This window comes from Mesorhizobium sp. WSM4845 (assembly GCF_055811455.1).
On the sequence record NZ_JBVVQA010000026.1, the window covers coordinates 58469 to 78448 of the forward strand.

At 63.0% G+C, this 19980-nt stretch carries 18 protein-coding genes; 14 read left to right on the top strand and 4 right to left on the bottom strand.

Features of this window, described 5'->3' with window-relative positions:
- Positions 1 to 9 precede the first annotated feature (9 nt).
- The 6 genes from AC0L2C_RS25235 to AC0L2C_RS25260 all read left to right on the top strand — a co-directional run bounded on the left by AC0L2C_RS25235 (position 10) and on the right by AC0L2C_RS25260 (position 5611).
- Positions 10 to 1419 (top strand): pyruvate dehydrogenase complex dihydrolipoamide acetyltransferase, encoded by a 1410-nt coding sequence (locus AC0L2C_RS25235; protein WP_023799235.1) that lies wholly within the window; start codon positions 10 to 12, stop codon positions 1417 to 1419.
- 147 nt (positions 1420 to 1566) lie between these two features.
- A complete protein-coding gene (locus tag AC0L2C_RS25240) occupies positions 1567 to 2205 on the top strand; it encodes an SGNH/GDSL hydrolase family protein (protein WP_473524681.1) in 639 nt (212 codons plus the stop codon).
- 19 nt (positions 2206 to 2224) lie between these two features.
- Positions 2225 to 3688 carry a dihydrolipoyl dehydrogenase gene (gene lpdA, locus AC0L2C_RS25245; protein WP_473524682.1) on the top strand — a complete coding sequence of 488 codons (1464 nt, stop codon included), beginning with the start codon at positions 2225 to 2227 and terminating at the stop codon, positions 3686 to 3688.
- 96 nt (positions 3689 to 3784) lie between these two features.
- Complete coding sequence (locus AC0L2C_RS25250; protein ID WP_023799232.1) at positions 3785 to 4042, top strand: GlsB/YeaQ/YmgE family stress response membrane protein; 258 nt, start codon at positions 3785 to 3787, stop codon at positions 4040 to 4042.
- A 132-nt stretch (positions 4043 to 4174) separates the two neighbouring features.
- Positions 4175 to 5140 carry a lipoyl synthase gene (lipA, locus tag AC0L2C_RS25255; RefSeq protein ID WP_027153994.1) on the top strand — a complete coding sequence of 322 codons (966 nt, stop codon included), beginning with the start codon at positions 4175 to 4177 and terminating at the stop codon, positions 5138 to 5140.
- Between the two features lie 12 nt (positions 5141 to 5152).
- Entirely contained in the window at positions 5153 to 5611 is a 459-nt protein-coding gene (locus AC0L2C_RS25260) for a type II toxin-antitoxin system RatA family toxin (RefSeq protein ID WP_023799229.1), read from the top strand.
- Here the strand turns inward: AC0L2C_RS25260 and AC0L2C_RS25265 are convergent.
- Positions 5587 to 6096: a CinA family protein gene (locus tag AC0L2C_RS25265; protein WP_023799228.1), complete on the bottom strand. Its 510-nt coding sequence runs from the start codon at positions 6094 to 6096 to the stop codon at positions 5587 to 5589. The genes AC0L2C_RS25260 and AC0L2C_RS25265 overlap by 25 nt on opposite strands.
- Entirely contained in the window at positions 6093 to 7322 is a 1230-nt protein-coding gene (locus AC0L2C_RS25270) for a bifunctional 2-C-methyl-D-erythritol 4-phosphate cytidylyltransferase/2-C-methyl-D-erythritol 2,4-cyclodiphosphate synthase (protein ID WP_473524683.1), read from the bottom strand. The genes AC0L2C_RS25265 and AC0L2C_RS25270 overlap by 4 nt, the downstream gene beginning before the upstream one ends.
- Positions 7323 to 7540: 218 nt before the next feature.
- On the opposite strand from AC0L2C_RS25270, the gene dusB reads away from it, so the two are divergent.
- From dusB to hflX, 8 genes are all read left to right on the top strand, one after another.
- The gene (gene dusB, locus AC0L2C_RS25275) at positions 7541 to 8569 is read left to right on the top strand and encodes a tRNA dihydrouridine synthase DusB (protein WP_287066645.1); all 1029 of its coding nucleotides are present in this window, start codon (positions 7541 to 7543) and stop codon (positions 8567 to 8569) included.
- Complete coding sequence (locus AC0L2C_RS25280; RefSeq protein ID WP_473524684.1) at positions 8566 to 9708, top strand: two-component system sensor histidine kinase NtrB; 1143 nt, start codon at positions 8566 to 8568, stop codon at positions 9706 to 9708. The genes dusB and AC0L2C_RS25280 overlap by 4 nt, the downstream gene beginning before the upstream one ends.
- Positions 9705 to 11165 carry a nitrogen regulation protein NR(I) gene (gene ntrC, locus AC0L2C_RS25285; protein WP_023799224.1) on the top strand — a complete coding sequence of 487 codons (1461 nt, stop codon included), beginning with the start codon at positions 9705 to 9707 and terminating at the stop codon, positions 11163 to 11165. The genes AC0L2C_RS25280 and ntrC overlap by 4 nt, the downstream gene beginning before the upstream one ends.
- 170 nt (positions 11166 to 11335) lie before the next feature.
- Complete coding sequence (locus AC0L2C_RS25290; RefSeq protein WP_287066643.1) at positions 11336 to 13621, top strand: sensor histidine kinase NtrY-like; 2286 nt, start codon at positions 11336 to 11338, stop codon at positions 13619 to 13621.
- A complete protein-coding gene (ntrX, locus tag AC0L2C_RS25295) occupies positions 13611 to 14972 on the top strand; it encodes a nitrogen assimilation response regulator NtrX (RefSeq protein WP_027153990.1) in 1362 nt (453 codons plus the stop codon). The genes AC0L2C_RS25290 and ntrX overlap by 11 nt, the downstream gene beginning before the upstream one ends.
- 188 nt (positions 14973 to 15160) lie before the next feature.
- A complete protein-coding gene (locus AC0L2C_RS25300) occupies positions 15161 to 16021 on the top strand; it encodes a D-amino-acid transaminase (protein ID WP_473524685.1) in 861 nt (286 codons plus the stop codon).
- A 145-nt stretch (positions 16022 to 16166) separates the two neighbouring features.
- Positions 16167 to 16412, top strand: coding sequence for an RNA chaperone Hfq (gene hfq, locus AC0L2C_RS25305; protein WP_006202172.1), 246 nt, complete (start codon positions 16167 to 16169; stop codon positions 16410 to 16412).
- Positions 16413 to 17804, top strand: a complete 1392-nt coding sequence (hflX, locus tag AC0L2C_RS25310; protein WP_473524686.1) for a GTPase HflX — start codon at positions 16413 to 16415, stop codon at positions 17802 to 17804.
- A 6-nt stretch (positions 17805 to 17810) separates the two neighbouring features.
- On the opposite strand, the gene mazG is transcribed toward hflX, so the two are convergent.
- Both mazG and AC0L2C_RS25320 read right to left on the bottom strand, forming a co-directional pair.
- A complete protein-coding gene (gene mazG, locus AC0L2C_RS25315; RefSeq protein ID WP_473524687.1) occupies positions 17811 to 18635 on the bottom strand; it encodes a nucleoside triphosphate pyrophosphohydrolase in 825 nt (274 codons plus the stop codon).
- An 84-nt stretch (positions 18636 to 18719) separates the two neighbouring features.
- Positions 18720 to 19904 carry an amino acid aminotransferase gene (locus AC0L2C_RS25320; RefSeq protein ID WP_473524688.1) on the bottom strand — a complete coding sequence of 395 codons (1185 nt, stop codon included), beginning with the start codon at positions 19902 to 19904 and terminating at the stop codon, positions 18720 to 18722.
- Positions 19905 to 19980: the final 76 nt, after the last annotated feature.

Here is a 19980-nt window from a genome sequence, read left to right on the forward strand (position 1 = left end):
GGAGGAAAAATGCCGATCAACATCACCATGCCGGCCCTGTCGCCCACGATGGAAGAGGGCAATCTTGCCAAGTGGCTGGTCAAGGAGGGCGACAAGGTTTCGCCGGGCGACGTGATCGCCGAGATCGAGACCGACAAGGCGACGATGGAAGTCGAAGCCGTCGATGAGGGCACGGTGGCCAAGCTGGTGGTTCCAGCCGGCACCGAAGGCGTCAAGGTCAACGCGCTGATCGCCGTGCTCGCGGCCGAAGGTGAAGATGCGGCGGCTGCCGCGAAAAGCGGCGACGGCGCTGCGCCGGCAAAGGCCGAGGCAAAACAGGATAAGGCGCCAATCTCCCCACCCGTGGGGGAGATGTCGACGAAGTCGACAGAGGGGGGCGCTGTCCCGCCAGCGGCAAGGAACGAGGCGCCCCCCTCTGGCCTGCCGGCCATCTCCCCCACAAGGGGGGAGATCAGCCAGTCGGACGGTCGCACCTTCGCCTCGCCGCTGGCCCGTCGCATCGCCCGGGAAGCCGGTGTCGATGTCTCCGCCGTGACCGGCTCCGGCCCGCATGGGCGCGTGGTCAAGGCCGATGTCGACGCAGCGATTTCCAGCGGCGGCGCCAAGGCGGCACCCGCCGCGAAAGCCGCACCTGCCGGCGCTCCGGCTCCGGCGGCCGCAGCCAAGCCAATGTCGGACGACCAGGTGCTGAAACTGTTTGCCGACGGCTCTTACGAGCTTGTCCCGCATGACAACATGCGCAAGACCATTGCGCGCCGGCTGGTCGAGGCCACGACCACCATCCCGCACTTCTACCTGACGCTCGACTGCGAGCTTGATGCGCTTCTGGCCCTGCGCGCGCAGCTCAATGCGGCCGCCCCGGTGAAGAAGACCGACAAGGGTGAGGCGCCGGCCTACAAGCTGTCGGTCAACGACATGATCATCAAAGCGATGGCAATGGCGCTGATGGCGGTGCCGGATGCCAATGCGTCATGGACCGAGAGCGCCATGGTCAAGCACAAGCATGCCGACGTCGGTGTCGCCGTGTCGATCCCCGGCGGGCTGATCACGCCGATCATCCGGCGCGCCGACGAAAAGACGCTGTCGGTCATCTCCAACGAGATGAAGGATCTTGCCAGCCGCGCGCGCAGCCGCAAGCTGAAGCCGGAAGAATACCAGGGCGGCACCACGGCGGTGTCCAATCTCGGCATGTTCGGCATCAAGGACTTTGCCGCCGTCATCAACCCGCCGCATGCGACGATCCTGGCGGTCGGCGCCGGCGAGGAGCGCGCGGTGGTCAAGAACGGTGAGATCAGAACAGCGACAATCATGTCGGTGACATTGTCGACCGATCACCGCGCCGTCGACGGGGCGCTCGGCGCCGAACTCCTTGTCGCCTTCAAACGCATGATCGAAAACCCGATGGGCATGCTGGTCTAGAAAGGAAGGAGGGGGTGCGGAAAAACTCTTCACCAGCCTTTTTGCCTTCAGCCTTTCCAGCGTCGCAACGATCGTCGTGCATTGGCTGTTCGTGGGTTGGCGGGTGAGGCGCGCGCAGGCGAATTTCGACCGGAGTGGGGCAAACGCATGAAAACAGTCCTTTGCTACGGCGATTCGCTCACCTGGGGCTATGATGCGGCAAGTCTGGATCGTCACCCGCTCAACGACCGCTGGCCGAGTGTGCTGCAGGCGACGTTGGGAGGCGGTATCGAGGTCATCGCCGAAGGCTTGAACGGCCGCACAACGGCTTTCGACGACCATCTGGCCGGCGCCGACCGTAACGGCGCAAGAGTGCTGCCGACGATCCTGATGACGCATGCGCCGATCGACCTGGTCATCATTATGCTCGGCGCCAACGACATGAAGCCGTGGATTCACGGCAATCCGGTCGCCGCCAAGCAAGGCATGCAGCGCCTGATCGACATCGTGCGCGGTCACGACTACCCGTTCGATTGGCCGTCGCCGCAAATCCTGATCGTCGCGCCGCCCGCCGTCAGCCGCACGGAAAACGCCGAATTCAAAGAAATGTTCGCCGGCGGCGATGAAGCGTCGAAGCGGCTGGCGCCGCAATATTCTGTCCTTGCCGATGAGGTCGGCTGCGGCTTCTTCGATGCCGGCTCGGTAGCCGAGACCACGCCACTCGACGGCGTCCATCTCGACGCAGAGAACACGCGGAAAATCGGGCAGGCATTGGCGCCAATCGTGCGCGTCATGCTGGAACTCTAGAGAATCATGGGAGAAATCCGTGGCTGAGAACTACGACGTCATCATCATCGGCTCCGGCCCCGGCGGCTATGTCACGGCGGTGCGTTCCGCCCAACTCGGATTCAAGACAGCGATCGTCGAGCGCGAGCATCTCGGCGGCATTTGCCTCAACTGGGGTTGCATCCCGACCAAGGCGCTGCTGCGTTCGGCCGAGATCATGCACTACTCGGATCATTTGAAGGACTACGGCTTGAAGATCGACGGCAAGGTCAGCGTCGATACCGCTGCCGTGGTCGACCGCTCGCGAAAGGTCTCGCTGCGGCTGAACGGCGGCGTCGCCTTCCTGATGAAGAAGAACAAGGTCGATGTCATCTGGGGCGAAGCCAGGCTGTCCAAACCGGCTTCCGGCGACAGACCGGGCGAGATCGTCGTGTCGAAATCGTCGAAGAAGCCGATGGAGCCACAGCCGCCGGCGCCCAGGGGCGTCAAGGGCGAGGGCACATGCACTGCCAAGCACATCATCCTGGCGACCGGCGCCAGGCCGCGGGCGTTGCCCGGCATCGAGCCCGACGGCAAGCTGATCTGGACCTATTTCGAAGCGATGGTGCCGAAGGAGATGCCGAAATCGCTGCTGGTGATGGGTTCGGGCGCAATCGGCATCGAATTCGCCTCATTCTACCGCACCATGGGCGCGGAGGTGACGGTGGTCGAGCTGTTGCCGGCGGTGATGCCGGTCGAGGACGCAGAGGTCTCGAAATTCGCGCAAAAGCAGTTCGAGAAGCAAGGCATGAAGATCATCCTCGATGCCAAGGTCACCAAGGTCGAAAAATCTGCGAACTCGGTAACCGCGCATGTCGAGATGAAGGACGGCAAGGTCGAGAAGATCACCGCCGACCGGATGATCTCGGCCGTCGGCGTGCAGGGCAATATCGAGAATCTCGGCCTCGAGGCGCTCGGCGTGAAGACCGAGCGCGGCTGCGTCGTCGTCGACGGTTACGGCAACACCAATGTGCCCGGCATCTATGCCATCGGCGACGTTGCCGGCCCGCCTATGCTCGCCCACAAGGCCGAGCATGAAGGCGTGGTCTGCGTGGAAAAGATCGCCAACGTCCCCGGCGTGCACGCCACTGACAAGCTGAAGATTCCGGGCTGCACCTATTGCAACCCGCAGGTTGCCTCCGTCGGGTTGACCGAAGCGAAAGCCAAGGCCGAAGGCAAGGACATCCGCGTCGGCCGCTTTCAGTTCGCCGCCAACGGCAAAGCCATCGCGCTCGGCGAGGACCAGGGTTTCGTCAAGACCATCTTCGACAAGAAGACCGGGCAGTTGCTCGGCGCGCATATGGTCGGCGCCGAAGTGACCGAGCTGATCCAGGGCTTTGTCGTGGCGATGAACCTGGAGACCACCGAGGAAGAGCTGATGCACACGATCTTCCCGCATCCGACGCTGTCGGAGATGATGAAGGAAAGCGTGCTCGACGCCTATGGCCGCGCGCTGAACGCATGATAAATTGAGTGCGTGAGACTCGGCACGTGAGAGCCAAGGAACTCAACCGCAAGGTAATTCGTTTCCGGATGCATTCGTCACACAAGGAGAGGGCATATGGACGTGAATGGCGTGGGCTGGATCGCAGCCATCATCATCGGCGGGCTGGCGGGCTGGCTTGCCGAGATGTTCATGAAAAGCAACATGGGCATCTTGATGAACATCGTTCTGGGCATCGTCGGCGCGATCGTGCTGAATGCCATCCTGCAGGCGCTCAACATCGGCGCCTTCGGCACCGGCTGGATCGCCTATCTGATCACCGGTTTCGTTGGCGCCTGCCTGCTGATCTTGGCAGGGCGCATGGTGCGCCGTTAGTTGCTGAACTCTTGCCATGCGAAAACGGCTGTGGCGGCATGCGCCGCCGCGGCCTTTTTCTTTGCAGCGAAAAGTCCTAGATGACTTGCTGTAAGCGAACGCGGAAGCGATCGCGAATGAACTGGATTTCTGATGGTCACCGTCCTCGACACGATCGCCAATGCGCCGCGCCTGCGGCATCCTGAAAAGGCGCACAAGCCTGACCAGGATGTGCTGCGCAAGCCCGACTGGATCCGCGTCAAGGCGCCGATGTCGAAAGGCTATGCCGAGACGCGCGACATCGTGAAGTCGCACAGGCTGGTGACGGTGTGCGAAGAGGCCGGGTGCCCCAATATCGGTGAGTGCTGGGAGAAGAAGCACGCCACCTTCATGATCATGGGCGAGATCTGCACGCGCGCCTGCGCCTTCTGCAACGTCGCTACCGGCATTCCGACCGCACTCGATCCCGATGAACCGGCGCGCATCGCCCACGCCGTCAAGCAAATGGGTCTAACCCATGTCGTCATCACCTCGGTCGACCGCGACGATCTCGCCGATGGCGGCGCTCAGCACTTTGCTGAGGTCATCCGCGCCATCAGGGCGGCAACGCCTTCGACGACGATCGAAATCCTGACGCCCGACTTCCTGCGCAAGGACGGCGCGCTGGAGATCGTGGTGGCGGCCAAGCCTGATGTGTTCAACCACAATCTGGAGACCGTTCCGTCGAACTATCTGACGGTCCGGCCGGGCGCCCGCTATTTCCATTCGATCAGGCTGCTGCAGCGGGTCAAGGAACTCGATCCCTCGATCTTCACCAAATCCGGCATCATGGTTGGCCTTGGCGAGGAGCGGAACGAGATCCTGCAATTGATGGACGATCTGCGTTCGGCCAATGTCGACTTCATGACCATCGGTCAGTATCTGCAGCCATCGAAAAAGCACCATCCGGTGATCCGTTTCGTCACGCCGGAGGAATTCAAGTCCTTCGAGACGATCGGCAAGACCAAGGGCTTCCTGCTGGTGGCATCGAGCCCGCTGACGCGTTCGTCGCATCACGCCGGGGACGATTTCGCCAAGCTGCGCGCGGCACGGGAAGCGTTTCTCAAGAAGTCCGCCTAACACACTGGTTTCATGCCACAATTCGAAGCCCATCGCCGCGTTGCGCATACGCCGGAACAGATGTTCGCTCTGGTCGCCGATGTCGAATCCTATCCGCAATTCCTGCCGCTTTGCGAGGCGCTGACGGTTCGCTCGCGCAAGGAACGCGACGGACGCACCCTCCTCGTCGCCGACATGAGCATTGGCTACAAGGCGATCCGCGAGACTTTCACCACGCAGGTGTTGCTAAAGCCTGACGAGAAGGCCATCGACGTCAAATATATCGACGGTCCGTTCAAATATCTGAGCAATGCCTGGCGTTTCGAGCCGGCCGACGGCGGCTGCAATGTCTGCTTCTTCATCGACTACGAATTCAAGAGTCGTATTCTGGGTGCGGTGATGGGAGCGATGTTCGATCGCGCCTTCCGCATGTTTTCCGAGGCGTTCGAGAAGCGCGCCGACGTCATCTATGGCGCAGCGCCGGCAGCCTGATCCGCAGCGAGCGCGCGCAAGCCCAGTTCAAGCGCGTGCCTGACCGTCTCCCGGCGGATGAACTTGCGGCCTTTGTCGGCAAACAACTGGCATTCGCTGACGACCGGCCGGCCGGTCAAGGCGATACCGAACCAGACCAGGCCGACGGGCTTTTCCGTCGAGCCGCCGCCCGGACCGGCAATGCCGGTGACGGCAAGGGTTAGCCCGGCGCGCGAATGGTCCAAGGCGCCGGCCGCCATCTCGACCGCCGTTTCCCGTGAGACCGCGCCGTGCGCCTCGAGCGTGGCGGCGGAAACGCCGAGCATCTCAGTCTTGGCCTCGTTGGAATAGGTGATGAAACCGCGGTCAACCACTGTCGAAGAGCCGGCGATGTCGGTCAAGGCGGCGATGATCATGCCGCCGGTGCAGCTCTCGGCCGTCGCCAGCATGATGCCGCGCTGTTGGCAGGCTTGAAGCAGGGCATCTGCGAGATCGCTGTTGCTCATTCGGGGACATCACCTGGAAACACGACGCTGGCGGTGGCGATGGCGGCTATGCCTTCCTCGCGTCCGACAAAGCCGAGCTTTTCGTTGGTTGTCGCCTTGATCGAGATGCGGTCCCGGGAAATCGCCAGCATTGCCGAAAGGATTTCGGTCATCGCTTCGCGATGCGGGCCGACGCGCGGCGCCTCGCAGATCAGCGTGATGTCGGCATTGGCGATGCGCCCGCCGCGCGCGCGTACCAGTTCTGCCGCATGCTCGACGAAGATCCGCGAGGCCACGCCTTTCCACTGCGGGTCCGATGGCGGGAAATGCGTGCCGATGTCGCCGGCGCCGCAAGTGGCGAGCAGCGCGTCGGTCAAGGCGTGCAGGCCGACATCGGCGTCCGAATGGCCGGACAGCTTCTTGTCGTGCGGGATGGAGACGCCGCACAGGACGACATGGTCGCCGGGCTCGAAGGCATGGACGTCGTAGCCATTGCCGGTGCGGATGTCCGGAAAACGCGGCCGTTCGCCGGAAAGCCGCTGATCCGCCATCGAGATATCCCTTGCCCAGGTGAGTTTGACATTTTCCGGCGAGCCCGGGACGATTTTCACTGGAATATTCGCCCATTCGGCAATCGCGGCGTCGTCGGTGAAGTCCGCCTTGCCCAGATGATGGGCCTTTTCGTGGGCAGCCAGGATCGGCCAGAACGGGAAGCCCTGCGGCGTCTGCGCGGCATGAAGCCCGTTCCTGGAAACCGTCTCGCCGATCATGCCGGCGGCCGATTCACGTTTCAGCGTATCGGCGACGGGCAGGGCAGGCAGCGCTCCCTGGCGCTCGCCGATGGCGGCGACCGTGCGGTCTATCAATTCCGCGTCGACGAACGGGCGGACGGCATCATGGACCAGAACCCGGCGCGGCGCATGGCTTCTCAGCGCAAGCAATCCGAGCCGCACGGAGTCCTGCCTGGACGCGCCACCAGTCACCGTGACGACCCGATCGGCGTTGGCGCCGGCGGCGCTGCGAAAAAGCTCGCTGTCGTCGGCATGAATGGCGACGACGACAGGACCGATTCGCGGATGCGCCAAAAACACGTCCAATGTGCGCGCGATGACGGCACGGCCGCCGATCCTTTGGTATTGCTTCGGCCCGTCGGCCTGACCGGCGCGCGCGCCGCGGCCGGCGGCGACGATAACGACGGCAACCTTGTCGTCCGCAGCCAAAGCCTGCTTTTTGCTTGCGTCTGTCATGCCGAGACGCTTAGCGCATCATCCCAAAAAGTGGAATCGCTTTTCGGAACAGATCATGCGCAGATGCAAAGTGCCAATAGCGTCCCCAACACGCATCGCACTTTGGCTAGTGCCAGCATTTTCCCAAATGCGCCTTAATGCGACGTCATTGCGCGTTGCACATTGCCGCCATTCTGGCTAGTGAATGTGCAGCTATTAAAAATGCTTGGTTTTTGTGCATGCTTGACCTGACCAAATTGGCATCTCCGCTGGATGTGGGTCGTGTGAGAATCCGCAATCGCGCTTTTCTCGCCCCCATGTCGGGCATAACAGATGAGCCGTTCCGGCAGCGTGCCTATGCGCATGGCGCCGGGTTGGTGGTGTCGGAGATGGTGGCGAGCGGCGAACTTGCCAGGGGCAGAGCCGGTTGCGGCCTGCGCATCCGCCATTCCGGGCTGCCGGTGCACATGGTCCAGCTTGCCGGCCGTGAGGCGGTACATATGGCAGAGGGCGCCCGTATAGCCGCGGGCGAGGGCGCCGACATCATCGACATCAACATGGGCTGCCCGGCCAAGAAGGTGACGGGCGGCTATGCCGGTTCGGCGCTGATGCGCGATCTCGATCACGCTTTGTCGCTGATCGAGGCGGTGGTCGGCGCCGTCGAGGTGCCGGTCACGGTCAAGATGCGACTCGGCTGGGACGAAAGCGCGCTCAATGCGCCGATACTGGCGCGCCGCGCCGAGCAGGCGGGGGTTCAGATGGTGACGGTACATGGCCGCACGCGCTGCCAGTTCTACCAGGGCAAGGCCGACTGGCGCGCCATCGCACGCATAAAGCAGGCTGTTTCGATCCCGGTCGTTGCCAATGGCGATGTCGGCTCGCCGGCGGAGGCAGCAATGATCCTCGACCAGTCGGGCGCCGACGCGGTGATGATCGGCCGCGCCCACTACGGCGCACCCTGGACGGCAGGCAGCATCGCGGCAGCCGCGGCAAAAGAGATGACGCCCGGTGTGCCGGAAAGCACGCAAGCGCTGGCCGACTACGTCGTTGCTCACTACCACGACATGCTATCGCTCTACGGCATCGAAAGCGGCGTGCGACAGGCGCGCAAGCATCTTGGCTGGTATCTCGACCGCCACGCCGCTGGCGTCGTCGATGAACAGCGAAAGGCCATCCTTACCTGCTTCGAGCCCGTCCGCGTCATTGCCGCGTTGCACGAGGTGTTTTCAAGCGCTGCCGAACCGATGAACCTGCGGAGCGCAGCATGAATGCCACCGTTGCACAAAACGCGGACATGGCGGACGCCGCACACATCGTGCTCAACACCATCCGCCGCCCGGTGATCATGCTCGATGCGGAAGGGTTCATCACCTTCGCCAACGCCGATGCCGAGGATTTCTTCCGCTCGAGCGCGACCATGCTCGCCCGCAACACATTACCCAAGCTCATTCCATTCGGCAGTCCGTTGCTGACGCTTGTCGACCAGGTGCGCGAGCGCCGGGCACCCGTCAACGAATACCGGGTCGACGTATCGTCGCCGCGCCTCGGCATCGAGAAGGTCGTCGACCTCTATGTCGCGCCGGTGTCGGAATTCCCGGGCTCCGTCGTGGTGATGTTCCAGGAACGGTCGATGGCCGACAAGATCGATCGTCAGATGACGCACCGCGGTGCGGCACGCTCGGTGACCGGCCTTGCCGCGATGCTCGCCCACGAGATCAAGAACCCGCTATCCGGCATCCGGGGTGCTGCCCAACTGCTCGAATTGTCGGCTTCCGACGAGGATCGCGCGCTGACCCGGCTGATCACCGACGAGACCGACCGCATCGTCTCGCTGGTCGATCGCATGGAGGTGTTTTCCGACGAGCGGCCCGTCGATCGCTATCCGGTCAACATCCATGTCGTGCTCGACCATGTGAAGGCGATTGCCAAGAACGGTTTTGCCAAGCGGATCAAGATATTGGAGGATTATGATCCATCATTGCCTCCGGTTTTCGCCAACCGCGACCAACTCATCCAGGTGTTCCTCAACCTGGTCAAGAATGCGGCCGAGGCCATTGGCGGCGACCCGCAAGGCGAGATCACCCTGTCGACCGCGTTCCGGCCGGGCATTCGTGTTTCCGTTCCAGGATCGCAGGGCCGCGTGTCGCTGCCGCTGGAATTTTGCGTGCGCGACAACGGTTCTGGCGTCTCCGAAGATATCCTGCCGATCCTGTTTGATCCCTTCATCACCACCAAGCCTAACGGGTCGGGACTTGGTCTGGCGCTGGTCGCGAAAATCGTCGGCGAGCATGGCGGCATCATCGAATGCGATTCGACGCCGCGCGCAACCACCTTCCGCATCCTGATGCCAGCCTGGAAAGAAACGCCGTTCGGCACAGACGACGACGGCGAAGGAGACCGCAAATGACGGTTCGCGGCAATATTCTCGTCGCCGACGACGATGCGGCCATCCGCACCGTCCTCAATCAGGCGCTTTCGCGCGTCGGCCATGAGGTGCGTGTTACATCCAACGCCTCGACGCTGTGGCGCTGGGTGGCCGCGGGCGAGGGCGATCTCGTCATCACCGATGTGGTCATGCCGGACGAAAACGCCTTCGACATGCTGCCGCGCATCAAGAAGGCGCGACCGGAACTGCCCGTCATCGTCATGAGCGCCCAGAACACGTTCATGACCGCGATTCGCGCTTCCGAAACCGGCGCCTACGAATATCTGCCGAAACCGTTCGACCTGACCGAGCTTCTCAACATCGTCAACCGGGCGCTTTCCGAGCCCCGACGGCCGAAGATCGATGCACGGGCGGACGAGCCGCCGGAAACGATGCCGCTGGTCGGCCGCTCGGCCGCCATGCAGGATATCTACCGCATGCTGGCGCGCATGATGCAGACCGACCTGACGGTAATGATTTCAGGCGAATCGGGCACCGGCAAGGAACTGGTGGCGCGCGCGCTGCACGAGTATGGCCGCCGCCGCGGCGGCCCCTTTGTCGCGATCAACATGGCTGCGATCCCGCGCGACCTGATCGAATCGGAACTGTTCGGGCACGAGAAAGGCGCCTTCACCGGCGCGCAGAACCGCTCCACCGGCCGTTTCGAGCAGGCCGAAGGCGGCACGCTCTTCCTTGACGAGATCGGCGACATGCCGATGGAGGCGCAGACCCGCCTGCTGCGTGTCCTGCAACAGGGCGAATACACCACCGTCGGCGGCCGCACGCCGATCAAGACCGACGTGCGGATCGTCGCCGCCACCAACAAGGATCTGCGCACGCTGATCAATCAGGGGCTTTTCCGCGAGGATCTGTTCTATCGCCTGAATGTCGTGCCGCTAAGGCTGCCGGCGCTGCGCGAGCGGTCCGAGGACGTTCCGGATCTCGTCCGGCACTTCTTCAAGCTTGGCGCCAGCGAAGGCCTGCAGACCAAGCGCATTTCCACGGGCGGCATCGAGCTGATGAAGCGCTATCCGTGGCCAGGCAACGTGCGCGAGCTCGAAAATCTTGTCCGCAGACTTGCCGCGCTCTATTCGCAGGACGAGATTTCCGCCGAAGTCATCGAGGCGGAACTGAAGACCGGCGAGCGGCCGGTCGTTCCCGGCGGCGGCAACCTCATACCCGACGATCTGTCCATCGGCCAGGCGGTGGAACATTTCCTGCAGCGCTATTTTGCGTCGTTCGCCGGCGATTTGCCGCCCGCCGGCCTCTATCAGCGCATCCTTTCCGAGGTCGAATATCCGCTGGTGCTCGCGTCGATGACGGCAACCCGCGGCAACCAGATCAAGGCTGCGGAACTCCTCGGGCTCAACCGCAACACCCTGCGCAAGAAGATTCGCGAACTCGGCGTCAACGTCTACAAATCGACCAGGCAAGCTTAGAGCGCCGTTTTCTTTCATCAAATCGTGCCCGAATTTCGGGCCGGTGAGACAGAGCGAAGCCTTTTCCGGGGGATCGAGCGCCGAAACAGTTCCGTCCAGGCCACACTTGTTGCATAATCGCCACAATGCGTTGCATACATCCGACGCAATCACTGGCTCTAGACGGCGACATGGCTCCACGGGCATCGAGACTGAGCGAAACGCTTTTCAGCGAACCCCGCACAAGTGACGGGCGCCGGCTGCTTGCGCTGCCGGGCGTGGTGGCAATTGCCGGTGCGCTGGTTACGGCGGCGATCTCCTTCGCCATCCTCGTCGGTGCCACGCCGATCACGCCGGACGAGAGCACAACGCTGGCGCTAATCGCCGTCAATGCGGCGTTCATCCTGTTCCTGATCGCGCTGGTTGGCCGCGAAGTACATCGTATCGTGATGGCGCGCCGGCGCGGCAAGGCGGCATCGCGGCTGCATGTGCGGATCGTCGCGATGTTCGCACTGGTCGCCGCGATTCCCGCCATCATGGTGGCGATCATCGCCTCGATCACCCTCGACATCGGTCTGGATCGCTGGTTCGAAATCCGCACCAAGACGATTGTCAATTCGTCGCTGTCGATAGCCGATGCCTATGTGCAGGAGAACGCGCGCAATCTCCAGGGAACGACCCTGTCGATGGCTTACGATCTCGACGCCTCCCGCACGCTCTACGGCCTCGATCGAACCGGTTTCCTCGATCTGATGAACAAGGAAGCCGTCGGACGCTCGCTGGCCCATGCCGCACTGATCAGGTCCGACGGTTCGTTCGTGATGAGCGCCAAGACCGACGCCGATTTTGCCATGCCGGAGCCGCCGGAAGGCGCCATGAGCGGTGCCGCTGACGGCAGGCCGGTGCTGATCGAGCCGAAGACGCGCAACATCATGGGCGCCATCGTCAAGCTGCGCGAGATCGAAGGGCTCTATCTCTACACCATCCGGCTCGTCGATCCCGAGGTGATCAAGGCGCGGCAGATTGTCAGGTCCAACACCGACGAATATCGCGGCCTCGAAGACAGTCGCCGCACTTCGCAGGTGGCCTTTGCACTTCCCTATCTGTCGCTGACGCTGATCATCATCCTGTCCGCCATCTGGACGGGCATCGCCGTGGCCGACCGCCTGGTGCGGCCGATCCGCCAGCTCATCGGCGCCGCCGACGAGGTCGCGACCGGCAATCTCGACGTTGCCGTGCCGGTTCGGCCTTCCGACGGCGACGTCGCCTCGCTCGGCGACACCTTCAACAAGATGCTGCTGGAGCTGAAATCGCAGCGTAACGAGATTCTGTCCGCCAAGGATTTGATCGACGAGCGGCGGCGTTTTTCGGAAGCCGTGCTTGCCGGTGTCACCGCCGGCGTTATCGGCGTCGATCCCTATGGCATCGTCACCATCGTCAACCGGTCGGCCGAAACGATGCTGGCCATATCCGCCACCGCCGCACTCGGGCAAAATCTCTCCGCCGTGCTGCCGCATGTCGGCCGCGTCTTCGAGATCGGCCGCAAGTCGGGCAAGCCCGTCCATCGCGAGCAGGTGACCTTCTATCGCGCCGGTGCGGAGCGCACCTTCAACGTGCAGATCACGGTCGAGGCCGGCGACGACGGTTCGGAGGAGAAATCCTATGTCGTGACGGTCGACGACATCACCGATCTGGTCCAGGCGCAGCGTTCCTCGGCCTGGGCGGATGTGGCGCGGCGCATCGCCCACGAGATCAAGAACCCGCTGACACCGATCCAGCTTTCCGCCGAGCGCATCAAGCGCCGCTACGGCAAGGTCATCACCGAAGACCGCGAGGTTTTCGATCAATGCACCGATACGATCATCAGGCAAGTGGAGGACATCGGCCGCATGGTCGACGAGTTCTCCGCCTTCGCACGCATGCCCAAGCCCGAAATGAAGGCCCTTGATTTGCGCGAATCGTTGCGCGAAGCCTCGTTCCTCGTCGAGGTGAGCCGCTCCGATATCACCTTCGAGCGCGTATTCGGCAACGAACCGCTCAAAGGCACATTCGACAGCCGCCTGATGGCGCAGGCTTTTGGCAATGTCATCAAGAACGCAGCCGAGGCGATTGACGGACTTGATCAAAAGGACCGCTCGCACGGCATAATCCGGATTCAAGCCGGGCGCCAGGATGGTGCGGTTCGCATCGATGTCATCGACAACGGCAAGGGCTTGCCGCGTGAGAACCGCCAACGATTGCTCGAGCCTTACATGACGACACGCGAGAAGGGCACCGGGCTCGGCCTCGCTATCGTCAAGAAGATAGTGGAGGACCATGGCGGCCGGCTCGAACTGCATGACGCGCCGGCGGATTTCCACGACGGGCGAGGCGCGATGATCAGCATCATCCTGCCGCTCGCCGCCACCGTGCCGTCGCGCGGCGAAGGCAGGACAGAACCCGAAAGAGAAACTGAAAAGGTCGGTAATGGCGTCTGACATTCTCATCGTCGATGACGAGGAAGACATCCGCGAGCTTGTCGCCGGTATCCTGAGCGACGAAGGTCACGAAACCCGCACGGCATTCGATGCCGACAGCGCCCTGGCGGCGATCGCCGACCGGGCGCCGAGGCTGATTTTCCTCGACATCTGGCTGCAAGGCTCGCGCCTGGACGGGCTGGCGCTGCTGGACGAGATCAAGACGATGCATCCGAGCCTGCCGGTGGTGATGATCTCGGGCCACGGCAACATCGAGACCGCGGTCTCGGCAATCCGCCGCGGCGCCTATGACTTCATCGAAAAACCGTTCAAGGCCGACAGGCTGATCCTCATCGCCGAACGTGCGATTGAAACCTCGAAGCTGAGACGCGAGGTTTCGGATCTCAAGCTGCGCAGCGGCGAGACCTTCGACCTGATCGGCATGTCGTCGGCGATGAGTCAGTTGCGCCAGACCATCGAGCGCGTCGCGCCGACCAACAGCCGCGTCATGATCATCGGCCCCTCCGGCTCGGGCAAGGAACTCGCGGCGCGCGCCATCCACACGCTGTCGGCGCGCAAGGGCGCCCCGTTTGTCACGCTGAGCGCCGCCAACATCACGCCCGAGCGCATGGAGGTCGAGCTGTTCGGCACCGAATCAAACGGTGTCGAACGCAAGGTCGGCGCGCTTGAGGAAGCCCATCGCGGCATTCTCTACATCGACGAAGTGGCCGACATGCCGCGCGAAACGCAAAACAAGATCTTGCGCGTGCTGGTCGAGCAGCAGTTCGAGCGGGTAGGGGGCACCAAACGGGTCAAGGTCGATGTCCGCATCATTTCGTCGACGTCGCAGAACCTGGAGGCGATGATCGCCGACGGTCGTTTCCGCGAGGATCTCTATCACCGCCTGGCGGTGGTTCCGGTTATGGTGCCGGGATTGGCCGAGCGGCGTGAGGACATCCCCTATCTTGTCGACAATTTCATGAAGCAGATCGCCCGCCAGGCCGGCATCCGGCCGCGGCGCATCGGCGACGACGCGCTGGCGGTGCTGCAGGCGCACAACTGGCCAGGCAACGTTCGCCAGTTGCGCAACAACGTCGAGCGGCTGATGATCCTGGCGCGCGGCGACGATATCGACGCACCGATCACCGCCGATCTCTTGCCTGCCGAGATCGGCGATGTCATGCCGCGCACGCCGAACCAATCCGATCAGCACATCATGGCGCTGCCGTTGCGTGAAGCGCGCGAACAGTTCGAGAAGGACTATCTGATCGCCCAGATCAACCGTTTTGGCGGCAACATCTCGAAGACGGCCGAGTTCATCGGCATGGAGCGCTCGGCGCTTCACCGGAAGCTGAAGTCGCTGGGCGTCTGACAGCCAATCCGGTCGTGGCCTACGCAATTATCGGTTACGGCGGCGGCGGAATCGCATAAGAAACGCTGCCGCACGTCTTTCGGGACGCGCAACGGACGCTGTAGCATTTTGTTTTTTGTGCATGGTCTTCCCCGAAAAATGGATTCCGATTTTCGGGGGCCATGCGCAGACTTCTTCAGGGGTGACCCATGCCGCGCATTGCCTATGTGAACGGGCGCTATGTCGCTCACGCCGACGCTTTCGTGCATATCGAGGACCGTGGCTATCAGTTCGCCGACGGTGTCTACGAGGTCTGCGAGGTGGCGCGCGGCTTCATCGTCGATATGCCTCGCCATCTCGGACGGCTGAACCGCTCGCTGACCGAATTGTCGATCGACTGGCCGGTCACGCCGGGCGTGTTGCCGATTATCCTGCGCGAGGTGGTCCGCCGCAACCATGTCGCCGATGGCCTGGTCTATCTTCAGGTGACGCGCGGCGTCGCCAGCCGTGATTTTGCTTTCCCGGCAGGCACGAAGCCGTCGCTGGTGGTTACCGCCAGGAAAGCCGACCCCGCTGCTGCCGCCAGGAGGGCCGAAAGCGGAATCAAGGTCATCACCGTACCGGAGAACCGTTGGGACCGGGTCGACATCAAGTCGGTCGGCCTGCTGCCAAATGTGCTCGCCAAGCAGAAGGCCAAGGAAGCCGGCGCCCAGGAAGCCTGGTTCGTCGATGCCGACGGCACCGTCAAGGAAGGTGGGTCGTCGAACGCCTGGATCATCACCAGGGACGGCGTGCTGGTGACGCGTCCGGCCGAGCACGGCATCCTGCGCGGCATCACCCGCACCACGCTGTTCGACGTGGCCGCCAAGCTCGGCCTGAAGATCGAGGAGCGGGGCTTTTCGGTCGCCGAAGCCAAGGCCGCGCGCGAGGTTTTCATCAGCTCCGCGACCACAATCGCCATGCCGATCGTGGCGATCGACGGTGCTCCGGTCGCCAACGGCCATCCGGGCTCGATTACACTTTCCTTGCGGCACGCCTTTTTTGACGTTGCGGAAAAAAGTCCAGCCTGATAACCGCACAGGTGGAATGAACATCAATATATCTCGTTCTGCTTGTCGTTATTGACGGCAAGACGGTGTTTGCGCGCTTGACATGTGCCAGCTAATTTGGCGCATTGGCCTGCAAACCGAAGGGGATCGGCGAAAGACAAGAACAATGGCGGAACGATCGCAAAATCTTCAGGACCTGTTCCTGAATTCAGTTCGCAAAAGCAAAAACCCACTCACCATCTTCCTCATCAACGGCGTGAAGCTGACCGGCGTGGTCACTTCCTTCGACAATTTCTGTGTTCTGCTGCGTCGAGACGGCCACTCCCAGCTCGTCTACAAGCACGCCATTTCCACGATCATGCCGAGCCAGCCGGTTCAGATGTTCGATGGCGAGGAAAGCCAGGGCGCCTGATTGGCACGTAAGAAAGACGCGGATCGCAGCGTTCGCGAAAAACCAGCATATCAGCCGGGGGCGGAGGCCGAAGGCCCGACCCGGGCCGTGGTCATCGTGCCGGTGCTTACCCGTCAGCCGCGCGGCGACGAAGACACCAATCGCCCGCGCCTGACGCGTTCTGCCGAGGCCCGCCACGACGAGGCGGTCGGCCTTGCCCAAGCCATAAACCTCGACCCGATCCATACCGCTGTTGTGACCGTCAGCGATCCCCGGCCTGCCACCCTGCTCGGCAGCGGCAAGGTCGCGGAGTTCGCCGAGATCGTCAAAGAGGGCCGTGCCGAACTGGTCATTGTCGACCATCCGCTGACGCCGGTGCAGCAGCGCAACCTGGAGAAGGAATTGAACGCCAAGGTGCTGGATCGCACCGGCCTGATCCTGGAAATTTTCGGCGAGCGCGCGCGGACCAAGGAAGGCACGCTGCAGGTCGATCTGGCGCACCTCAACTATCAGAAGGGCCGGCTGGTGCGAAGCTGGACTCACCTCGAGCGCCAGCGCGGCGGTGCCGGTTTCCTCGGCGGGCCTGGCGAAACGCAGATCGAATCGGACCGCCGTGTCCTGCAGGACAAGATCAACAAGCTCAAGCACGAGCTCGAAACCGTGCGACGCACCCGTGACCTGCACCGCGCCAAGCGCAAGAAAGTGCCGTTCCCGGTCGTGGCCATCGTCGGCTACACCAACGCCGGCAAGTCGACGCTGTTCAACAGGCTGACCGGAGCAGGGGTGCTGGCCGAAGACATGCTGTTCGCCACGCTCGACCCGACACTGCGTCGAGTGCGGCTGCCGCACGGCACGCCGGTCATCCTTTCGGATACGGTCGGTTTCATTTCGGACCTGCCGACGCATCTGATCGCGGCCTTCCGGGCAACGCTCGAAGAGGTGGTCGAGGCCGATCTCGTCATCCATTTGCGCGATATTTCGGACCCCGACACGGCCGCCCAGGCCGAGGATGTCGAGCGCATCCTCGCCGATCTCGGCGTCGATGCCGGCGACGGCAGGCGCGTCATCGAAGTGTGGAACAAGATCGACCGGCTCGATGCAGGCAACCGGGAGCGGTTGCTCGCCGACGGGATCGACGGCAGCAAGGCGCCGCCGATTGCCATATCGGCCGCCACCGGCGAGGGCATCGATGTGCTGAAGGCGATCATCGAGACACGAGTTTCAGGCGAACTGGAAACGCAGACCGTCACGCTCCAGCCTGACCAGCTTGGGTTCGTCGACTGGCTCTACCGCAATGGCGACGTCGTCTCGCGCACCGACAATGAAGATGGCGGCATAACCGTGTCGCTCAAAGCGACGCGAAGCGCACACGAAGAGATAGAAACCAGATTACACCGTAAAAACAACGGGTAATCGCCGTTACTTCGCGCTTTTGGCTTGCTGCCAAAGCGCCTCCATCTCGTCGAGCGTCGCCTTTTCAAGCGTGTTTCCGGACCTTTCCAGAGCGAGCTCGACATAGTGGAACCGCGAGCGGAATTTCTCGTTGGTGCCGCTGAGCGCCGCTTCGGAATCAACCTTGAGATGACGCCCGAGATTGACGAAGGCAAACAGCATGTCGCCGAACTCGTCCTTGATCGAAGCCGTATCGCCATTGGCAAGGGCCTGGCGCAACTCGCCGATCTCTTCCTCGATCTTGTCGAGGATCGGCGTCGCCTCGCTCCAGTCGAAGCCGACGCGGGCCGCTTTTTCCTGCAGCTTGAGCGCCCGCGTCAAAGCGGGCAGGGCAACCGGAACGCTGTCCAGAAAACCCTTGCCATGATCCTCCGGATCGTGCCCGCGGGCGAGGCGGGCATTTCGCTTTTCCGCTTTTTCCTCGGCCTTGATCTTCTCCCACATGCCCTTGGCCATGCCGGCGCTGCGCGCCTCATCGTCGCCGAAGACATGCGGATGGCGGCGGATCATTTTTGTGGTGATGGCCTGGACCACGTCGCCAAAGGCGAATTCACCGGCCTCCTCGGCCATCTGCGCATGGTAGACGACCTGCAGCAGCAGGTCGCCGAGCTCGTCGCGCAGATCGTCCAGGTCGCCACGCGCGATGGCGTCCGCCACCTCGTAGGCTTCCTCGATCGTGTAGGGCGCGATGCTCGAGAAATCCTGCTCGACGTCCCACGGGCAGCCGGTTTCCGGCGCCCGCAGCGCCGCCATGATCTCGATCAGCCGGGAAATGTCTTTCGAGGGTTTCATCGGTCGCATGCTAGCCTGCGTCCGACGGTGCAGCCAACGCCGTCGCAAGGCGAGGGGCGATTGTCCACAGCGCCGCTCAAAGTCTCAGTCGAGCACAGAGACGATCGCCTTGGCGAGCGCGTCCATGCCGTCCTCCGGCAGGCCGGCGACGTTGATGCGGCTGTCGCCGACCATATAGAGGCCGTGCTCGGCGCGCAGCCGCTCGACCTGCGCTTCGGACAGGCCAAGCCGGGAAAACATGCCGCGATGGCTGGCGACGAAATCGAAGCGATCGGAATTGGACTGCCGCCGCAGCGCTTCGGCGAATTGCACCCGAAGCCGCAGCATGCGCAGGCGCATCTCCTCGAGCTCCGCTTCCCAGTCGGCGCGCAGCGTGGCGTCTTCAAGCACGATGCGCACGGCGGCCGCGCCGTGGTCCGGCGGCATCGAGTACATGGCGCGCGCCGCCGACAGCATCTGGCTCATTGCGACATCCGCCTGCGCGCTGTCTTTTGCCAGGATCATTGCCGCGCCGACGCGGTCACGATACACGGCAAAGTTCTTCGAGCAGCTCGAGGCAACGACCATTTCCGGGACTTTTGCTGCCAGCAGGCGCAAGCCGGCGGCGTCAGCGTCAAGGCCCTCGCCAAACCCCTGATAGGCAATGTCGACAAAGGGCAGCAGGCCGCGCTCGACGACGAGGTCTGCTATTTTAGCCCACTGCGCGATGTCCAGATTGGCGCCTGTCGGATTGTGGCAGCAACCATGCAGCAGCACCACGTCGCCGCTCCTGGCGGTCGCCAGCGCGCTCATCATGTCGGCGAAGCGAACAGCACCTGAGGCTGCGTCGAAGTAGGGATATTCGCGTATCTGCAGGCCGGCGGCGCGCATCACCGGCATGTGGTTCGGCCAGGTCGGGTCCGACAGCCAGATCGTCGCGTCGGATCGCGTCCTCTTGAGCAGCTCGGCCACCAGCCGCAGCGCGCCCGAGCCGCCGGGCGCCTGCGCCGCACGGATGCGCGTTAGCGCGGCCGCAGGGCCAAAAACCAGCCTCGCCATCGCCGTGTTGAAGCCGGTATCGCCGGCAAGCCCAAGATAGGTCTTGGTGTCCTGGCTCTGCCGCAATCGTTTTTCGGCTTCGCGCACGGCGCGCATCACCGGCGTCTTGCCATCGCGATCCTTGTAGACGCCAACGCCGAGGTCGACCTTGCCGGGGCGGGGATCGGCACGATAGAGGCCGATCAAGGCGAGGATCTTGTCGGCTGGGGCAGGCTGGAGGTTTTCGAACATCGGCGCGGCTCCGTTGGCGGCGGAGTGATACGCAAATCGGCTGTGCTGCGCCAGCGGTTTTCATTTGCGCCAGGCT

Excerpts from the sequence above, each read along its gene's own strand:
- AC0L2C_RS25235 (WP_023799235.1), top strand. The coding sequence starts at position 10 with ATGCCGATCAACATCACCATGCCGGCCCTGTCGCCCACGATGGAAGAG.
- AC0L2C_RS25240 (WP_473524681.1), top strand. The coding sequence starts at position 1,567 with ATGAAAACAGTCCTTTGCTACGGCGATTCGCTCACCTGGGGCTATGAT.
- AC0L2C_RS25250 (WP_023799232.1), top strand. The coding sequence starts at position 3,785 with ATGGACGTGAATGGCGTGGGCTGGATCGCAGCCATCATCATCGGCGGG.
- lipA (WP_027153994.1), top strand. The coding sequence starts at position 4,175 with ATGGTCACCGTCCTCGACACGATCGCCAATGCGCCGCGCCTGCGGCAT.
- AC0L2C_RS25260 (WP_023799229.1), top strand. The coding sequence starts at position 5,153 with ATGCCACAATTCGAAGCCCATCGCCGCGTTGCGCATACGCCGGAACAG.
- AC0L2C_RS25265 (WP_023799228.1), bottom strand. The coding sequence starts at position 6,096 with ATGAGCAACAGCGATCTCGCAGATGCCCTGCTTCAAGCCTGCCAACAG.
- AC0L2C_RS25270 (WP_473524683.1), bottom strand. The coding sequence starts at position 7,322 with ATGACAGACGCAAGCAAAAAGCAGGCTTTGGCTGCGGACGACAAGGTT.
- dusB (WP_287066645.1), top strand. The coding sequence starts at position 7,541 with ATGCTTGACCTGACCAAATTGGCATCTCCGCTGGATGTGGGTCGTGTG.
- AC0L2C_RS25280 (WP_473524684.1), top strand. The coding sequence starts at position 8,566 with ATGAATGCCACCGTTGCACAAAACGCGGACATGGCGGACGCCGCACAC.
- ntrC (WP_023799224.1), top strand. The coding sequence starts at position 9,705 with ATGACGGTTCGCGGCAATATTCTCGTCGCCGACGACGATGCGGCCATC.
- AC0L2C_RS25290 (WP_287066643.1), top strand. The coding sequence starts at position 11,336 with ATGGCTCCACGGGCATCGAGACTGAGCGAAACGCTTTTCAGCGAACCC.
- ntrX (WP_027153990.1), top strand. The coding sequence starts at position 13,611 with ATGGCGTCTGACATTCTCATCGTCGATGACGAGGAAGACATCCGCGAG.
- AC0L2C_RS25300 (WP_473524685.1), top strand. The coding sequence starts at position 15,161 with ATGCCGCGCATTGCCTATGTGAACGGGCGCTATGTCGCTCACGCCGAC.
- hfq (WP_006202172.1), top strand. The coding sequence starts at position 16,167 with ATGGCGGAACGATCGCAAAATCTTCAGGACCTGTTCCTGAATTCAGTT.
- mazG (WP_473524687.1), bottom strand. The coding sequence starts at position 18,635 with ATGAAACCCTCGAAAGACATTTCCCGGCTGATCGAGATCATGGCGGCG.
- AC0L2C_RS25320 (WP_473524688.1), bottom strand. The coding sequence starts at position 19,904 with ATGTTCGAAAACCTCCAGCCTGCCCCAGCCGACAAGATCCTCGCCTTG.